This is a genomic window from Planctobacterium sp. AWM4_229 (assembly GCF_056160305.1).
The window spans coordinates 394,225-411,000 of record NZ_JBSWWX010000005.1; the positions used below are offsets into that span (position 1 = coordinate 394,225).

A 16,776-nucleotide genomic window follows, 5' to 3' on the forward strand; every position below is an offset into this window, starting at 1 on the left:
CTCCTACAGTGCCTTCAATTGAACCATTGAAAGTCGTAATCCGACCTGGACATCCAGATTTTACTTACTGTGACGAACGGTGTTGCAGTCTTGTAACTGAGCGTGCCACTACACAACACCTATATAAATACTGTTAAGCTAAGTCATGCTCTTTAGCTTCTGATTTAGCCGAGGTTATTCATTTATGGTTTTAATCAATTGATGTCTTAATTCGCTCTTTATACCAATAACCTGAGTCTTTGATAGTGCGCTTCATGGTTTGATAATCTACGTGCACAAGGCCAAAGCGGCGATCATAGCCCAGCGCCCATTCAAAGTTATCCATAATGGACCAGGCAAAATAGCCGTCGATGGCAACACCTTCGGCTCTGGCTTTTAACAGGGCGTCGGTGTACTCCTTGAGCAGGATAATGCGCTGTGGGTCCTGCACCCGACCGTTTTCGTCCACCCAGTCGTGATTGGCCATGCCATTTTCGGTAATTATCACTGGTACTTTGTAGCGCTCATTAAAGAATTTACTGGCCCAATACAGACTTTCAGGTACCACATGCCAATCCATACTGGTGAAGCGATCTCCGTCGTGGCTAGGTACCAGGCGGGTTTTACCACCGTCAGCCGTCGTTATTTTTTCTGCGGTATAAATATTGGCACCATAAAAATCCAGTGGTTGGCAGATGATGTCCATGTCGGTTGCTTTGAATTCTGGTAACCAGGGTTCGTGCAAGGCCAAGCCATCTTCTGGGTAGTGTCCCAGGAACATAGGATCGGCAAACCAGGTATTATTCCAGCAATCTTGTTTTTGCACTGCAAATGTCGCTTGTTTGGCTGCGGCAATGCATTCGCTACTGGTATTGTCAGGCACATACACGTGACCAACTGGCGCGGCACCGATGGTGGGGGCACTATGGCTGTGAGCTCTGATCACTTGCACTGCTTTGCCATGAGCCAGCAGGGCGTTGTGGGCTGCGGTTAACACCTCTTTAAAGCCTAACTTTAATCCAGGGGCGTGATAAGCAGTATGATGTCCGAAATGGATAAAACACTGAGGTTCATTGAGGGTCATCCAGTGGCTTACCCGGTCTGAGAGCCGGTCCACAATAATCTGAGTATATTCGGCAAACCAGTCTGAGCTATCCGGGTTTAACCAACCGCCTTGTAAGAATAACTGGTAGGGGTAATCCCAATGAAACAGAGTCGTCCATGGCGCGATACCTCTGGCAAGTAAGGTATCCACCAATCGGTCGTAAAAATCTAATCCCGCCTGGTTTATCTGACCTGTGCCTTGCGGCAATACTCTTGGCCAACTGATGGAAAAGCGATAAGCCTGTAAACCGATTTCCGCCATGATATCTACATCTTGCTGCATCAATTCAATGTGGTTGCAGGCATTGTTACCATGATGTTTAAAACGCACATTGCCAGGCTCGTGGCAAAACATATCCCAAACACAAGGCCCTCGGCCCTCACCATTGAGTGAACCTTCGATTTGAAAACTGGCGGCAGCAGCTCCCCAGACAAACGGTTTTGACATGCGATATCTCTAAATTGCACTGAACATTTTTCAGTCTAAACGCAATTTATTGCATTTTCGCTAAAAATATTGGGGATGTTGTTTACGAAAATTAGTTGTAAGGAACCCAGACAAATTTCCAGAAGTTCGGGCCTGAAATGATACTTTCACTGGTTTGAGTTTCCGGTTGATACAAGGTTAAGCCTTCTTCGCTTAAATAACCAAGCTGTTTGCCATCGGGATGCAACTGCATATCTCGGACATTTTCTGCTTGCCATAAAAACCGGGCTTGTTGTATTTCATTAACATCTAAGGGCACTTGCCAGGCATACCAGGTTTTATGTTGTTGTCCTGGGTGAGCATAAGCTTGCCCTAATCCGGGAATGGCAGCGATTGTTGGTTTTTCCGTAGTGAGAAAAAAGATGGCCTGTAGCGAATGACTGATTTTAGGGAAGTGCACCGAAGGTAATGTGTCAGCGATCTGAATCTGCCTTGTTTTTAAGTTGTGGTGATTGAGAACAGTGAGGCTTTGCGCTGAATTTGTCTGATCTAGCCACATGAGCAGCTCACCGTTTTCAGACATGGTAGGGTGACTGGCGTCTTTTGTGACGGGGATGCTGCGCTTTTCTTCAGCATCGTAAAACCACAGTTGTAAGTCCTGGGCAGCGCGCTTGTTATTAGTATTAGTCTTGGCGGAAATGTAATAAAAATTGCGCGTTCCGGGCACATAAATTGGATCAAAAAACCAGCTATTGGGATCACTATCAGTGACTACCGGAGTGAGTCGAACTGTTGCTTTTTGTGCCGGCCTTAGCACGTATTCAAAGCGCCAGATGCCTTGTTCCCCCTTTCCTTGAGGACCATAAGCCAGCAACATTTCAGCTTTTGTGTCGGCTGTATCTGTATGAGCGTGGTCAAACTGAAATAAACGGGCCCCTTTGGGTATGCGATATAAAGTTTGTAGTTTGCCATCGCTACCCCGGTATTTTAATAGGGGGCCTGTGCGAGTACTTTCCAGTAGCACCAATGCCGCGTTGGCGTTTGTACCCTGCTTATGCGACTCACCAGCCCCATGCTCCGGATGCAGATGGGCTTGTGCCTGAAGGCACAAACCCGAAATGAGGTAGAGAAGCCCATAAAAGACGCTGTGAATCATCCGTGTTGTCATTAGATTCTCCTTGCTCTCATCATGGGCTTCCTGGTTTAGTTGGAGTTAATTGTCCGCCTCGCTCTGACTAATTCTCCGCTGCGCTCAGCTCGGGCGCCGGGTAATTGGGCAGATAAAGCACATTACCGTTTAAGCAAGTGGGCAGTGGCGCCAGATTTTCCGAACTAGCCGTGTCAGCAGAAATTGCGTGATAGTGATAAATCCCATTTGGAAACTCCTGTGTAGTGCCAGTGTGACCATTACAACTATCTAAGACATCACCTGAATCGTAACCATCTTCACCGTAAATGGGGAAACCATCGGCCATGAAGCCAATTACCGTACCATGGGAGGTGCTCTCGTCCACATCACTGGAAAAGTCTGGTAAACAGCCTTCAGCGCGCGCGGCACTGGCGGTATGTTCATCCACCTGATCGCGATTGGGGTTAGTGGGGTCGCCGTGATAGTGGAACGGGCCGCCTTGGTAACTGACATTACCGTTACAGTCATCCAGTACTTCCCAATCAGAATCATAGGTGTTGTGTACGGCGTAACCTTCTCCGCTGGGAGAATCCTCATTAGGGTGAGCAAAGGTACCGCCTGATATTGCCATACCGCTGTGATCTTCATCATCTATGCTGGTGGCTGTATCAACCACGGTTGGATTAAGCGAAAACAAGAATACCCGATTGTTAGCATCCACACTGTAACATCCCGTGTCTGGACCACCTTCAGGGTCGTCGAAGCAAACGTTCGCAGTATCGTCGCTATTGGATGTGGTGTCGTCATAGTCATAGGTTGAAGGCACACCATTACTCAGCAACAATGCGGTATCGTTTTCGCCATCAAAATCCCAATCGATAAAGTTTACATAGACGTACGGGCGGGCTTCTGCTGTACTGGTGGCAGAGAAACGATTTGCTGCAAAAGCTGTCGCCAAGGTAAGGGCATCAACCGTGGTATTGGTGCTTTCAACGTCGATTTCTGAATCGATATCGCGCTTGTCCGAATCAGAAAGCTCTGGTGAATGGAACTCCGGCACAAACCAGGTCTTGCCACTCAAGCATTCCGGAAGCGGCGGTATCTCATTGCGCGAGCCAGTGCCGTTAGCGGTGACAGCATCGTAATTTAACGCATGATAATGATAAATTCCGTCCGGAAACTCTGATGTCGTACCGTAGTGACCATTGCACTCGTCTAGTTCATCACCAATATCGTATCCATCTGTACCGTAAATCGGAAAACCGTCCGCCATATATCCGATGGCTGGCGTATGACCGGTATCTTCATCGACGACTAGCTCGTAGTCAGGCAGACAGTCTGATGCTTCGGTAGCGGCGAGGGTATGTTCATTGGTGCCATCGTTAATTGGATAGGTGGGATCGCCATGATAGTGATAAGGGGCTCCCTGATAACCAGAATGGCCATTACAATCGTCTAATACTTCCCAGCCTTCGTCGTATACATTGGTAATGGCATAACCTGCGTTATCCTCTGGTGATGGTGCAGTGGGCAACTCAAAAGTAGCGCCTGAAATAGCCATACCTGAATGTTGATCCGAGCTTACGTTCGTGATGTTGTCTGCCACCTCCGGATTGGTAGGCACCACAAACGCTCTGACGCTTGCTTCAATTGGATAACAACCACCACTGTCGGCTTCGTCAGGGCCATTGTTCGGGTCGTCAAAGCAGGTATTTTGGGTATTGTCCGCGTCTGAGGTGGAGTAGTCATAATCGTAGGTATAAGGTACGCCGTTAGATTGAAGGATAGCGGCGTCATTGTTGCCGTCACCATCATAATCTACGAAATCCACCATCACATAGGGTCTTGCCGGTATGGTTTCATCGGCAGAAGCCTCAAAGCGAGCCGCATCAAAGGTGGTTTCCAATAACGATTCGTTGTCAGTGGGCTCCGTTGTGGTCGCCGCTTCTGCGCTAATAGTCACACTGTCGCTGTCGCTGTCTTCGCCATCAGATACCGTTAGCTGAATCACATAATCACCTTCTGCATCGGCAGTGAAACTGGCGTTGACACTATTCGCATTATTTAAGCTGGCCGTGCTGCCACCTGGTCTGCTGGTGAAGGACCAGCTGTAGGTTAAACTATCGTTGTCGGCATCTGAACTGCCGCTACCACTCAATGGTACATTGTCGCCCACTGCGACACTCTGGTCGCTTCCCGCATCGGCTACCGGGGTGCTGTTATTCTCTGTGGCGGTAATGGTCACGGTATCGCTATCACTGGCTTCACCGTCTGATACGGTAAGGCTTAATAGATAATCACCGGCATCTTGTGGGGTAAAACTTGGAGAGGCCGTATCGGCGTTGCTCAATGACACACCGCTGTCACCGGGGACACTGCTAAATGACCAACTGTAAGTTAAGGTATCGCCATCAGCATCAGAGCTGCCGCTGCCATCAAGGGTGACGGTATTGCCAACACTCACGGATTGATCCGAACCAGCATCCGCCGTTGGTGCTGTGTTAACTTCTTCAGATTCCGCAGTAATGGAAACAGTGTCGGCCTCACTGTCTTGTGTCCCATCATTAACGATAAGTTGTAATACATAGGTACCGGCTATATCAGCGGTAAATTTAGGGGATTCAATGTTTGTGCGACCAAGCTGTGCTTGACTACCATCGGGCATAGATTCAAATGACCAGGTATAGCTCAATGTATCGCCGTCACTATCCGTACTGCCAGAACCATCTAGTTCTACGCGCGTGCCCACCGTGACGGTTTGGTCTGTGCCCGCATCGGCTACGGGTGCGGCATTGGCGGATTCTGTTTCTGCAGTGATCCTCACTCTGTCGGCGGCACTGTCTTCGCTACCGTCATTAACAACCAGGGAAATAACGTAGTTGCCATCAACGTCAGCAGTAAAAGTAGGTGACGCGGCCGTTCTGTCACTCAATGTTGCCTCGCTACCATCTGGAGAGGTGCGCAGTGTCCAGGTGTAGGTAAGTGAGTCGCCATCATCATCTGAGCTCGCGGACCCATCTAAAGTAACGGTGCTGCCGGTGCTCACAGTTTGGTTGTCGCCAGCATTAGCGGTGGGCAGGGTATTACTGGAGCTGCCATTTGCGTTAGTATCGTCCAGTTTTTCCATTACCTGATCGGTACTGGCATTCACTGGTACATCTCCTGATTGACCACCAAAGCTAACCGTTTCGCTGCCTTGTTCATCATCGTCAGAATCAGCTGAACGACCTTGAGTGCCGGGAACTACATCAGGGTTGTAAATGATGAACGTCTGATCACCAGCGCGGCGAATCGCCAACTCTGCTTTACCATCACCATTGTAATCGGCTGGTACCGGAATATCTGCCGGATGTAAACCAAACTCAATTTCGGTTACCGTGGCGTCAATACTACTGCGAATATACCAGGTAAAATTGTCCGGATTGCGGTAGGCGATATCGGTAATACCGTCACCGTCATAATCCGCAGGTACAGGAATATCATTAATTGCGGTACTGAAGGAGACTCGCTGAATACCATCACCGCGATCTGAGTTGGTATTATCTCCACTACTGTTGAGGATATACCAGAAACCGTTAGAAGGACGCTTAACTGCTATATCGGCGATACCGTCACCATCAAAGTCGCCCTTTACCGGAATATCGTCCGGGTTTTTGCCAAATACTATGCGTTGGATGCCATCTTCTTTTTCAGAATTAAAATTGCTGCCGCTGGAGTTTTTTATATACCATGTGGAATTAGAGGGGCGCCGCACCGCAAAATCAGCGATGCCATCACCGTCGTAATCCGCTGGCACTGGAATGTCAGCGCTATTTCTGCCAAACACCTCTCGTTGAATGCCATCTTCTTTTGCTGAGTTGGTATTATCTCCCGAAGAATTGAGCACGTACCAGGTGTAATTAGTGGAGCGCCTTACCGCAAAATCAGTGATACCATCACCGTCATAATCCGCAGGGACAGGAATATCCTGTGCAGACAATCCAAAGCGCACTCGCTGGATACCGTCTCCCCGTTCTGAGTTGTAGTCCATGGAGCCAGAATTTTTCACGTACCAAAGTTGGGTGTCGGGTCGTCTGACGGCAACATCGGCGATACCATCGCCGTCATAGTCAAACTCAGTCGCGCACAAAGGCGAAGTGATTAATGCTCCGAGTAAACCGGAGAGTAAGAGTTTTGCGGATCTCATTGTTTTGCCTTAATTCTCTCGTTGGGTACAGGAGCATTGCCCCTTGCTGAAATTAGTGACTATGGGGTTTGCCATTGGGTTCGTGGCGATGCAGTAAATTGCGCAGTGCTCGTCCACCCCGTTTATCAAATGAGGAATTTGGAGTACCTTTGTAACACTTCAGTACCCATGGATGTGTTGCAGTGATGTAGTAGCCATATTGGCCATCGATTTCCATGCCATTGCATTCATCCAGATCACCCGTGCCTTCTGAGTACTCCCAATCCCCAGTGAATTGTCCATCGTATTCTGAGCTGGCGACGTTACCTTGGCCACCCACTGGCGTGGTGTAACCACTGACTTCTTGCCGTTCACCTGATTTTAATACGTAGCTGGGTTCTGCTTTACGAACTGCGCCGTTGTCATCAAAACAGGGGCCATAAATTGGAAAGCCATCAGCTGCGAAACCGATAACCGGGGAGGCCATCGCAGAAGTTTCACAGTCAAGGTCATACATAGCGAGTGGATCTCCATGGTAGTGATAGGTACCATCGGGTTGTGGGTGGGCATTGTGCTCGTCGGTACCGAAATTATTCAAACTGGACATGGGGTCATAGCGCCAGGGATTGTCTACTTGATCGTTGCCACAGCCAATTTTTTCTTCCCCTAGAGGCTCGTTACCAACGCCATAACAGGCGGCTGAAAGCAAGTCGATGACAACACCATTAAGTGTAATTGCGTTAGTCGTTGTAAGGGAAAGCTCGGTAACAGAAGCGGCAAAACCGGGTGTTCTTTCTACCGAATAGTCACCGCTTTGCTCTGTGACCACACTGGCGAAACTACCTTGTTCGTTAAAGTCGTGGTTAGGGATTTCATTGACGATAAAATCGCAGGTATCCGTGTTGGCACTGATGGTAACGCTATTGGTGAAATCCGTCGCTTCCTGAATATCCGTCACGTTGGCGTAATAGGTACCCTCGTAATCGCCGCAATCACCGCTGCGGTTAACAAATTCAATGTCTTTGATATCGACATTATCATTGACGGCGGTCAGGGTAATATCATCCGTACTTGCTTCGCTACCATCGCTTACCGTTAATCTTATTTCGTAGGTACCGGCAATATCTGGAGTGATGGTGGGGGTCTCCGAAGCACGACGACTCAATGAGGCTGAGCTGCTATCAGGTTGACTGATAATACTCCAGCTGAAGTTCAATGCGTCACCATCGGCATCACTGCTACCACCGCCCGATAGTGTCACTTCTTCATTGACTGACACCTGTTGATCTGGCCCTGCATCGGCAACGGGCGCTGTGTTGTCAGATACAGCTTCTTCTGCGGTAATGGTGACACTGTCAGCGCTGCTACTATCTGTACCGTCGTTGACAGTGAGTGATACAACATAATCGCCAACAACGTCCACAGTAAAGGTTGGGGTGGCGCTGCTGGTACTGCTTAATTGTGCTTCACTACTTGCTGGCAGACTGCTGAAAGTCCAGTTGTAAGACAGGCTGTCGCCATCGGCATCAGTACTATTAGCGCCATTTAATTGCACCTGGCTGCCAACATCCACTGTTTGATCGCTTCCGGCGTCTGCGACGGGAGCAGAATTAGTTTCAATCTCAGTGTTTACCGCATTAAGTTTTGCAATCACTTCAGTAATAGGTGCATTGACGGGGATATCGTCTGCTTGCTTGCCAAAATTAATGCGCTGGATTTCAGAATCTGATGAATTGAGGATATAAAAGTATTGATTGGAACTTCTGCGCACGGCCACATCCGCTGCACCGTCACCATCATAATCGGCAGGAACAGGGATATCGGCCTCGTCTTTGCCCAAAACGAATTCCCGAACTTCGCCATCGCTAGAATAGCGAATATACCAGGTAAAGGTATCCGGACGTCGCACGGCGATATCGGTTATGCCGTCATTGTCGTAGTCGGCAGGGACTGGGATATCACCATCTTGTCCTAGTATTAGTCTTTGAATGCCGTCTTCGTTTTCAGAATTATAATTTGAACCGCTGGAGTTTTTAATGTACCAGGTGCTATTGGAAGCGCGCCAAACGGCAACATCGGCAATGTTGTCTTCGTCGTAAAATCCGGGTACAGGCACATCTTCACTGTTTTTACCAAAAACGATACGCTGAATGCCATCTTGTGCGTCAGAATTGTAATTGCTGCCATCAGAGTTTTTGATATACCAGGTAAATGTCGATGCTCTGCGTACTGCAAAATCGGCTATGCCATCGCCGTCGTAGTCTGCTGGTACCGGGATATCGCTGGTATTCTTGCCAAACACCACTCGTTGAATGCCGTCTTGTGCTTCTGAATTGGTGTTATCGCCTGAAGAGTTTTTAACATACCAGGTAAACGTTGAGGGCCGCCGCACGGCAAAATCGGTGATGCCATCGCCGTCATAGTCGGCTGGGACAGGAATATCCGCAGTGTCTTTACCAAATTGTGTGCGCTGGATACCGTCTTGAGCATCGGAGTTGAAGTTGTCATCCCCGGTATTGAGTACATACCAATAATAAGTACTGCTGCGGCGCACCGCCACATCCGAAATTCCATCGCCATCGTAATCGAATTGAGTGGCAGAAGCTGAAGCAATTAAAGCCGCCTGAAGGACAGCCGAAAGTACTATTTTGTTCACACAGTTCATTTGTTTGTAACCGGGTCAAATTCTGCTGACGGTTACCAAGAAAATCAGAAAAGAGAGCGGCTCAAGCCTACTCTGTTTTTTCAGGTAGCCGCAAAACAGAAACTTGTTTTATCTATATACAAGGTTAGCAAACGGGGGGGCTTATAAATGTGCAAAAACTGAGGATTTGTGATCTTTTCTGATTATTTTTTAATAACACTTCGGATTTAATTGATTGTGCAGATATTTCTGCAATATTTTGGGTTCCAACATTACTTTGTTATAGGCCAATTGAATTAACCCTTCCGATTGCAATTCATTCAGCCATCGATTTACGCTCTGCCGGGTGGTGTTTAACATGAGTGCTAGTGACTCTTGTGAAACATCTAAGTCGCCATTTTCACCATTAAATGTACTGTAAAGATGCAGTAAGCGCTTAACCAATTGCAATTTGATGGGAAGCGTACGGGCTTCATCAATAATTTCAAACAGTGCGCGCATACGCTGACAGAAAATAGGGATAAAATAACGATACATTTCCGGGTGCCTGTCGCAAAGTTGAGCAAAGACACTGTGCGGAATAGTTAAAATCGTAGCGGCTTCATCAACGGTTGCGCAATGAGTACGAGGCAAGTTATCAAAACTGGATATCTCGCCGAACCAGTCACCTGAAGTGAGCCAAGTTAACACCACTTCTTTTCCTTCCGGAGTAAAGTTGCTAATGCGCACTTTACCTGAGTGAACAAAAAACAGGCCGTTGGGTGCTTGCTCCTTGGTGTGTAGTACCGCCTGGGCATTGAGTTGCTTTAGTTTGGCATGCGCCATGATGGCATCTTGCAAATGCGTTGGAAGCGAGCTGAACCAAGGGTTTTTATGTAAATTGGCGGTAACGTCAGGTGTCAATTGAGGGGTACTCCAAAAAATGTCGCCAAAACGACAGTTGCCCCTTTAGCTTATAGTCTATAGTGAACTGATACCAGAGCAGGGGATAGGAATATGTCAAAAGTTCAACAACAAGTAAGTGCTGCCGAGTGGCAGTTGCGGGTGGATTTAGCGGCTTGCTATCGCATCGTTGCTCACTATGGTTGGGACGATTTAATTTTCACCCATATTTCAGTCCGCATTCCCGATGCTGAACCGCAGTTTTTGATTAATCCTTATGGCATGTTGTTCGAAGAGGTAACGGCTTCTAACCTGGTTAAGGTGGATCTTGAAGGTAATAAAATCATGGCGTCGGATCATGATATCAATCCTGCTGGATTCAATATTCACAGTGCCGTACACGAAGCTAGGGAAGATGCTCATTGCGTATTGCACTTACATACCAATGCCGGTGTAGCCATTTCTGCCTTAGAAAATGGCTTGCAGCCATTGAGCCAGCAGTCTTTATTTCCCTTATCTGGCTTGGCTTATCACGACTATGAGGGGATCGCACTCAATCCCGATGAAAAGGCCAGACTGGTGGCAGACTTGGGCAGTGATAATTTTATGATACTGCGCAATCATGGTTTACTAACCTGCGCCGAAACCGTTGCAGATGCGTTTTTGTTTATGTTTGTATTGCAACGAGCGTGTGAAATTCAACTACTGGCTCAGTCCACGGGACAACCGCTGAAAACCATTCCTAAGTCAATATTGGCAGGTATTAAAGCGCAAGCTTCTGAAGTGACCAAAGCCGCAGGAGGGGGGCTGGCCTGGCCCGGAATTTTGCGCAAGCTGGATCGCATTGATCCTTCATTTCGTCATTAGCTACTGGCTTGACATCTGATGCCCTATACAACGCTAAACGAATACCAGAATAAGGCAAAATATCTGGAACTGAATGGTTATCGCCTCGCCTGGTGGCAGCATCAAGCTCCGGGTAAGCCTGTTATTTTATTTATTCACGGTTTCCCTAGCGCTAGCTGGGATTGGCACCATCAATGGGCTGAACTATCGTCGGATTATCACCTGGTGGCGATGGACATGTTGGGCTTCGGTCTTTCCGATAAGCCAGCACCTTATGGCTATACACTCGTCGAACAAGCGAGGTTTTATCTGGCCTTACTCGCACACCTGAACATTAGCCAATGCCATATATTAGCTCATGATTATGGTGACTCAGTTGCGCAAGAGTTACTGCATTTGGTGGAAACAGAGCAAACTGCGATTCAATTGAGTTCAGTAACCTTTCTTAACGGAGGGGTGTTTAGCGAAAGTCACCGACCTTTACTGACCCAAAAATTGCTGAAAAGTGTTATCGGACCTTGGGCTGTGAAGTTTTTAAATGCGCGCAGCCTGGAGCGCAGTTTTAAGCGTATTTTCGGACCGCAGACCCCCCCGAAAAAACACGAAATTGAAACGCTGTGGCAACTGCTTATAATCAATAATGGTGTAAAGGCCATGCCTTATTTGCTGCAATACATCGATGAGCGCAAGCAACGCAGGCAGGACTGGCTTGCCGCCATGCAATCCACAAAGGTGCCAATGCTATTTATCAATGGACGCCATGATCCCATCTCTGGTGAACACATGCGGCTGCGTTGGCAGCAGTTATTACCTGATGCACCAACCAACTCGCTGCCAGTGGGGCATTATCCCCAAATAGAATCCCCGCAGCGAGTGACAGAAGTGTTCACCGGTTTTATTGCGAATAAAATGAGATAATTACAGGTCGTGATTGGTGTTGTGCATAAATAGGTACACGTAATAACCACACAGTGCAACTACAATAGTTAATCCCAACAAAGAACCCCAAGCGACTGGATCGTTGAATAATAAACTTAACATGGTTTTTCTCCTGATTTTTGTTTCTGAGACCAGAATAAACCTGGCAAGCTATAGATGATCTGATCTGGATCAAAGAGCCGACGCAAACTTTCAATAGACGCTTTTACCCCCTGTGTATAAACCATTCCACGCATACGTATGCAGTGCGAGGTGCATACGTATTCAATTGGAATTTAATTTACCCAAGACGTAGCTTGTTAATCGAATGTTAACCTTGTGTAAATTAAATTGGAGGCAAAATGAAATCCCTTAAATCGACGCTGGCGCTTGGCGTTGCTGCAACTTTACTCAGTGCTCCTGCAGTCTCTGCTCCCACGACCTTTGTGCACCTTTTTGAATGGAGTTGGTCAGACGTAGCCAATGAGTGCGAAACGTTTCTCGGTCCAAATGGCTATGCTGCAGTTCAGGTATCACCGCCGAATGAGCATATTCAGGGGAACCAGTGGTGGACTCGCTATCAACCTGTCAGCTATCAGATCCAAAGTCGGGGCGGCAGCGAATCTGAATTTGTTGACATGATATCCCGTTGTAACGCTCAAGGCGTGGAGATTTATGTGGATGCCGTGATTAACCACATGGCTGCGGGTAGCGGTACAGGTGTAGCTGGTAACAGCTACGGCAATAAGCAATATTCAGTCTATGGCCCGCAGGATTTTCACGATACGTGTACCATTAATCCGGAGGATTATGGCAATGATCGTTGGCGAGTGCAGAACTGCGAGCTGGTGGGATTACCGGATCTGAATACCAGTGCAACTTATGTCCAAGACACGCTGGCGGGATATCTCAATTATCTGACTAACCTTGGTGTTGCCGGCTTTCGCTTTGATGCTTCAAAACACATGTCAGTCGGTGATATTCAGGGGGTATTGTCCAAAGTTAACGGTTCACCTTTGGTATTTCAGGAAGTCATAGATCAAGGTGGTGAAGCGGTAAGCGCTGCTGAATATACGGGAACCGGGTTGGTAACTGAATTTAAGTACAGTACTCAATTGGGCAATACCTTTCGCAATGGGCAATTGTCCTGGTTAAGCAGCTTTGGCGAAGCCTGGGGCTTTCTGCCTAGCTATCAAGCGGTGGTATTTGTAGATAACCACGATAATCAGCGCGGTCATGGCGGAGCAGGCAATGTCATTACGTTCGAAGATGGTCGACTTTACGACCTGGCTAATGTCTTCATGCTGGCCTGGCCCTACGGTTATCCCAAAGTAATGTCCAGCTATGATTTTCACGGTGATACCGATGCTGGCGGCCCTTCAGTGCCGGTGCATAACAACGGCACATTGGAGTGCTACGGCAGCGATTGGAAGTGTGAACATCGCTGGAGCTATATTGCTGGTGGTGTTGATTTCAGAAATAACGTGAATGATAACTGGAACGTGACTGATTGGTGGGACAACGGCAATAATCAAATTGCTTTTGGTCGCGGTAGTGCCGGACATGTTGCCATCAACAAAGAAGACTACACCATGAATGTTGCCCTTAGCACACAGATGACTGCGGGCGTGTACTGTAATGTACTAAAAGGCGAGTTGTCTCAAGATGGCAGTAGTTGTTCTGGTGAGACTATTACCGTTAATGGTGATGGTAGCATAAACACTAATCTTGCCGCCTGGGATGCATTTGCCATTCACCAGAACAGCAAGATTACCTCAACGGGAGGTAATGAAGACTGGCAACGCACAGTGATTTTCATTCAGGCACAAACGGCTAGTGGTCAGGATATGTTTATCCGAGGCGGAATCGACCACGATTATGCCAACAATAATCTTGGAAGAAATTGCCAGACAACAAATTTCGAGTGTGCCATGCCCATTACCCACAATAATTTGCGCAATGCCACAACGGCCCCCTGGAAGTCAAACGAGTTTTACCTTGACTGGTATGGCGCGGAGTCAGCGCAGGATAGCTATGCTGAGGGAACCGCAATGGATTGGACAACGGATGTTTGGCCTTCCTCATGGGGTGCAGTAAAAACGGTAGCTGTTGATGGCTATGGTGAAGAGCCGCTCAATCTTTGGGGACAGCACTATTGGATGTTAGATGTGCAAATGGACTGCAGCAAAGCGGTAAATGGTTGGTTTGAAGTGAAGGCCTTTGTCAAAAACGGGCAGGGCTGGGAGAGCGATATTTCCCAAAGTGGTGCGCCTTACAGCAGTAACAATCACTTTGCGCAGTGTGGCAAAATTAACAAGTTTGATTTTAATGGCAATACCGCGGAGATATCAGATTTATAATCTGACCAGAAAATCTAATTGAATCAGGCCCAATCAGTCGTCAAAAACGCACTGGTTGGGTTTTTTTTTATATATCTGACATGCGATAATTCGCGTTTTCCCACAATCAGATAGTTTCAGTGAAAGTATTTTGTGAAGATACCCTTACCTACGGTGAGGCGTTTTTTGAAGATGTCGCCGAAGTAACTTACTTTGCAGGCAACCAACTCAGTGCTGCAGACCTGACCGATGTCGAGGCCTTGTTTATTCGTTCCACCACCAAAGTGACACCAGAGCTGTTAAGCCTGGCAAAGCTATTAAAACTAGTGGCGACGGCGACTGCAGGCACTGATCACATGGATCTGAATTACCTGCAAGAGCGAGGCATCAAAGCTTATTCCGCAGCAGGCTGCAATGCCATTGCCGTCGCTGAATATGTGATTGCAGGTTTATTGTGGTTGGCCGCAAAGGAGAATATCAAGCTGCAAGGCAAGCGCATAGGTATTGTTGGGGCTGGCAATGTCGGCACAGCGCTGGCGGAAAGAGCCGTGCATCTTGGTTTAGAGGTGCAGCTTTGTGATCCGCCACTGGAAGCGGCAGGAGATCCCCGTGACATGGTGCCACTGTCGGCAATACTTGAATGCGACATTATTAGTTTGCACGTGCCGTTTGTTAATACTGGAAAGTGGCCCACCCATCACATGTTCAACGAGCAGCGTTTACAAACCCTCAGGCCTGAGCAAATATTAGTCAATGCCTGTCGTGGTGAAGTGGTGGACAATTTTGCTTTAAAGTCTGTACTGCAAAGTAACAAAGCTTTTTTTACCCTATTTGATGTTTGGGAAAATGAACCTGACATTGACTTTGAGTTGGCTCAGCGCACTGATATCGCTACCCAGCATATTGCTGGCCATACCCTGGAAGGAAAGGCTCGCGGGACAGATATGATATACAACTTTGCCGCAGAGCAATTTGGCTGGCCGCAAAAGAGTATGTGGGATTATTTGCCTGAAGTTTCTTTTTCCGGGAAGTCCTGGCTGGAATTAGCAAAAAGCGAGCGCTCAGCGGAAGTGCAATTACATGACTTGATAAGTCAGGTTTATGCCATAGAACAAGATAGTTTCCTGTTTAAAACGCAAGTAAATGATGACAAATCTTTCAGATATAGCCGAAAACACTATGGTATTCGAAGAGAATTTTCTAGTGTGCAAGTAAATACTGGAAATTCTTTGCTGACACAGGCAATCTACGGGCTTGGTTTTCGAAACGTCGCAAAAGGCGACCAAACATAAACAATTGGAGTAAGAAGTAAATGTCTCGCGCATTTGATGTTGCCGTATTAGGTGCCACTGGTTTGGTGGGCAAAAACATGATTGAAATTCTCGAAGAACGTGGGTTTCCAATCAACAATCTTTATCCCTTAGCAAGCGCACGTAGCGCAGGTAGTACCATTACCTATAAGGGTGAAGAGATTACGGTACAAGATGCGGATACGTTTGATTGGACCCAGGTACAAATCGGCTTTTTCTCAGCGGGTGGCAGTATTTCGGCGAAATATGCTCCCATTGCTGCCGAGCAAGGTTGTGTGGTGATTGATAACACCTCACATTTTCGCTATGAGCCAGATATCCCACTGGTAGTGCCAGAAGTTAATGCTCACGCTATTGCTGATTTTAGAAATCGCAATATTATCGCCAACCCTAACTGTTCAACAATCGGCATGCTGGTGGCGCTCAAGCCTATTCATGATCATTTTGGTATCACGCGTATCAACGTGTCTACTTATCAATCTGTTTCGGGCGCTGGTAAATCTGCCATGGATGAATTGGCCAAACAAACGGCTGATTTGTTAAACGGTCGAGAAGTAAAAGTGGAAAGCTTTAGTCGTCAAATTGCTTTTAATTGTATTCCTCAGATTGATGTGTTCATGGACAATGACTACACCAAAGAAGAAATGAAAATGAGCTGGGAAACCCAAAAAATCATGGGCGACGAGAGTATCCTTGTGAATGCCACAGCAGTGCGAGTACCTGTGTTTTATGGTCATGGTGAAGCTGTGCACCTGGAGACGCAGCAGCCTATGGATGTGGAGCAGGTGAAAGCGCTTCTGAAAGAGGCTGAAGGTGTTGTACTAATGGAAAATCGTGAAGACTTTCCTACTCAAGTTGGCAACTCCAGCGGTAAAGATGAGGTGTTTGTTGGACGGGTACGTCAGGATATTACGCATCCCAATGGATTGAATTTATGGGTTGTTTCAGACAACGTACGCAAAGGCGCTGCCACTAACAGCATTCAGATAGCCGAAGTACTTATCCGCGACTATCTATAATTTCTATTTTCGGC

The 16,776-nt window shown here is 47.4% G+C and carries 11 protein-coding genes; 5 read left to right on the forward strand and 6 right to left on the reverse strand.

The window, feature by feature from the left end; translation table 11 throughout:
- Positions 1-190: 190 nt before the first annotated feature.
- From ACXAGP_RS13500 to ACXAGP_RS13520, 5 genes are all read right to left on the reverse strand, one after another.
- Positions 191-1,531, reverse strand: coding sequence for a GH1 family beta-glucosidase (locus ACXAGP_RS13500; protein ID WP_475262016.1), 1,341 nt, complete (start codon positions 1,529-1,531; stop codon positions 191-193).
- Between the two features lie 91 nt (positions 1,532-1,622).
- The gene (locus ACXAGP_RS13505; protein WP_475262017.1) at positions 1,623-2,678 is read right to left on the reverse strand and encodes a hypothetical protein; all 1,056 of its coding nucleotides are present in this window, start codon (positions 2,676-2,678) and stop codon (positions 1,623-1,625) included.
- Positions 2,679-2,745: 67 nt separating this feature from the next.
- On the reverse strand, positions 2,746-6,825 hold the full coding sequence (locus ACXAGP_RS13510; protein ID WP_475262019.1) for a PKD domain-containing protein: 4,080 nt from the start codon (positions 6,823-6,825) through the stop codon (positions 2,746-2,748).
- A 52-nt stretch (positions 6,826-6,877) separates the two neighbouring features.
- The gene (locus tag ACXAGP_RS13515; protein WP_475262020.1) at positions 6,878-9,460 is read right to left on the reverse strand and encodes a YHYH protein; all 2,583 of its coding nucleotides are present in this window, start codon (positions 9,458-9,460) and stop codon (positions 6,878-6,880) included.
- Between the two features lie 198 nt (positions 9,461-9,658).
- Positions 9,659-10,351, reverse strand: a complete 693-nt coding sequence (locus tag ACXAGP_RS13520; protein WP_475262022.1) for a Crp/Fnr family transcriptional regulator — start codon at positions 10,349-10,351, stop codon at positions 9,659-9,661.
- A gap of 93 nt (positions 10,352-10,444) precedes the next feature.
- Here ACXAGP_RS13520 and ACXAGP_RS13525 point away from each other — a divergent pair, with 93 nt between their 5' ends.
- Both ACXAGP_RS13525 and ACXAGP_RS13530 read left to right on the forward strand, forming a co-directional pair.
- A complete protein-coding gene (locus ACXAGP_RS13525) occupies positions 10,445-11,197 on the forward strand; it encodes a class II aldolase/adducin family protein (protein WP_475262023.1) in 753 nt (250 codons plus the stop codon).
- Between the two features lie 18 nt (positions 11,198-11,215).
- On the forward strand, positions 11,216-12,094 hold the full coding sequence (locus ACXAGP_RS13530) for an alpha/beta fold hydrolase (RefSeq protein WP_475262024.1): 879 nt from the start codon (positions 11,216-11,218) through the stop codon (positions 12,092-12,094).
- Here the strand turns inward: ACXAGP_RS13530 and ACXAGP_RS13535 are convergent, their stop codons facing one another.
- Positions 12,095-12,217, reverse strand: a complete 123-nt coding sequence (locus ACXAGP_RS13535) for a hypothetical protein (protein WP_475262025.1) — start codon at positions 12,215-12,217, stop codon at positions 12,095-12,097. It lies immediately after the preceding gene.
- Positions 12,218-12,456: 239 nt separating this feature from the next.
- On the opposite strand from ACXAGP_RS13535, the gene ACXAGP_RS13540 reads away from it, so the two are divergent.
- The 3 genes from ACXAGP_RS13540 to ACXAGP_RS13550 all read left to right on the forward strand — a co-directional run bounded on the left by ACXAGP_RS13540 (position 12,457) and on the right by ACXAGP_RS13550 (position 16,762).
- The gene (locus ACXAGP_RS13540; RefSeq protein WP_475262027.1) at positions 12,457-14,454 is read left to right on the forward strand and encodes an alpha-amylase; all 1,998 of its coding nucleotides are present in this window, start codon (positions 12,457-12,459) and stop codon (positions 14,452-14,454) included.
- A gap of 119 nt (positions 14,455-14,573) precedes the next feature.
- The gene (locus ACXAGP_RS13545) at positions 14,574-15,725 is read left to right on the forward strand and encodes a 4-phosphoerythronate dehydrogenase (protein WP_475262028.1); all 1,152 of its coding nucleotides are present in this window, start codon (positions 14,574-14,576) and stop codon (positions 15,723-15,725) included.
- A 20-nt stretch (positions 15,726-15,745) separates the two neighbouring features.
- Positions 15,746-16,762, forward strand: a complete 1,017-nt coding sequence (locus ACXAGP_RS13550) for an aspartate-semialdehyde dehydrogenase (protein ID WP_475262029.1) — start codon at positions 15,746-15,748, stop codon at positions 16,760-16,762.
- Positions 16,763-16,776: the final 14 nt, after the last annotated feature.

Excerpts from the sequence above, each read along its gene's own strand:
- ACXAGP_RS13525 (WP_475262023.1), top strand. The coding sequence starts at position 10,445 with ATGTCAAAAGTTCAACAACAAGTAAGTGCTGCCGAGTGGCAGTTGCGG.
- ACXAGP_RS13510 (WP_475262019.1), bottom strand. The coding sequence starts at position 6,825 with ATGAGATCCGCAAAACTCTTACTCTCCGGTTTACTCGGAGCATTAATC.
- ACXAGP_RS13500 (WP_475262016.1), bottom strand. The coding sequence starts at position 1,531 with ATGTCAAAACCGTTTGTCTGGGGAGCTGCTGCCGCCAGTTTTCAAATC.
- ACXAGP_RS13535 (WP_475262025.1), bottom strand. The coding sequence starts at position 12,217 with ATGTTAAGTTTATTATTCAACGATCCAGTCGCTTGGGGTTCTTTGTTG.
- ACXAGP_RS13550 (WP_475262029.1), top strand. The coding sequence starts at position 15,746 with ATGTCTCGCGCATTTGATGTTGCCGTATTAGGTGCCACTGGTTTGGTG.
- ACXAGP_RS13505 (WP_475262017.1), bottom strand. The coding sequence starts at position 2,678 with ATGACAACACGGATGATTCACAGCGTCTTTTATGGGCTTCTCTACCTC.
- ACXAGP_RS13540 (WP_475262027.1), top strand. The coding sequence starts at position 12,457 with ATGAAATCCCTTAAATCGACGCTGGCGCTTGGCGTTGCTGCAACTTTA.
- ACXAGP_RS13530 (WP_475262024.1), top strand. The coding sequence starts at position 11,216 with ATGCCCTATACAACGCTAAACGAATACCAGAATAAGGCAAAATATCTG.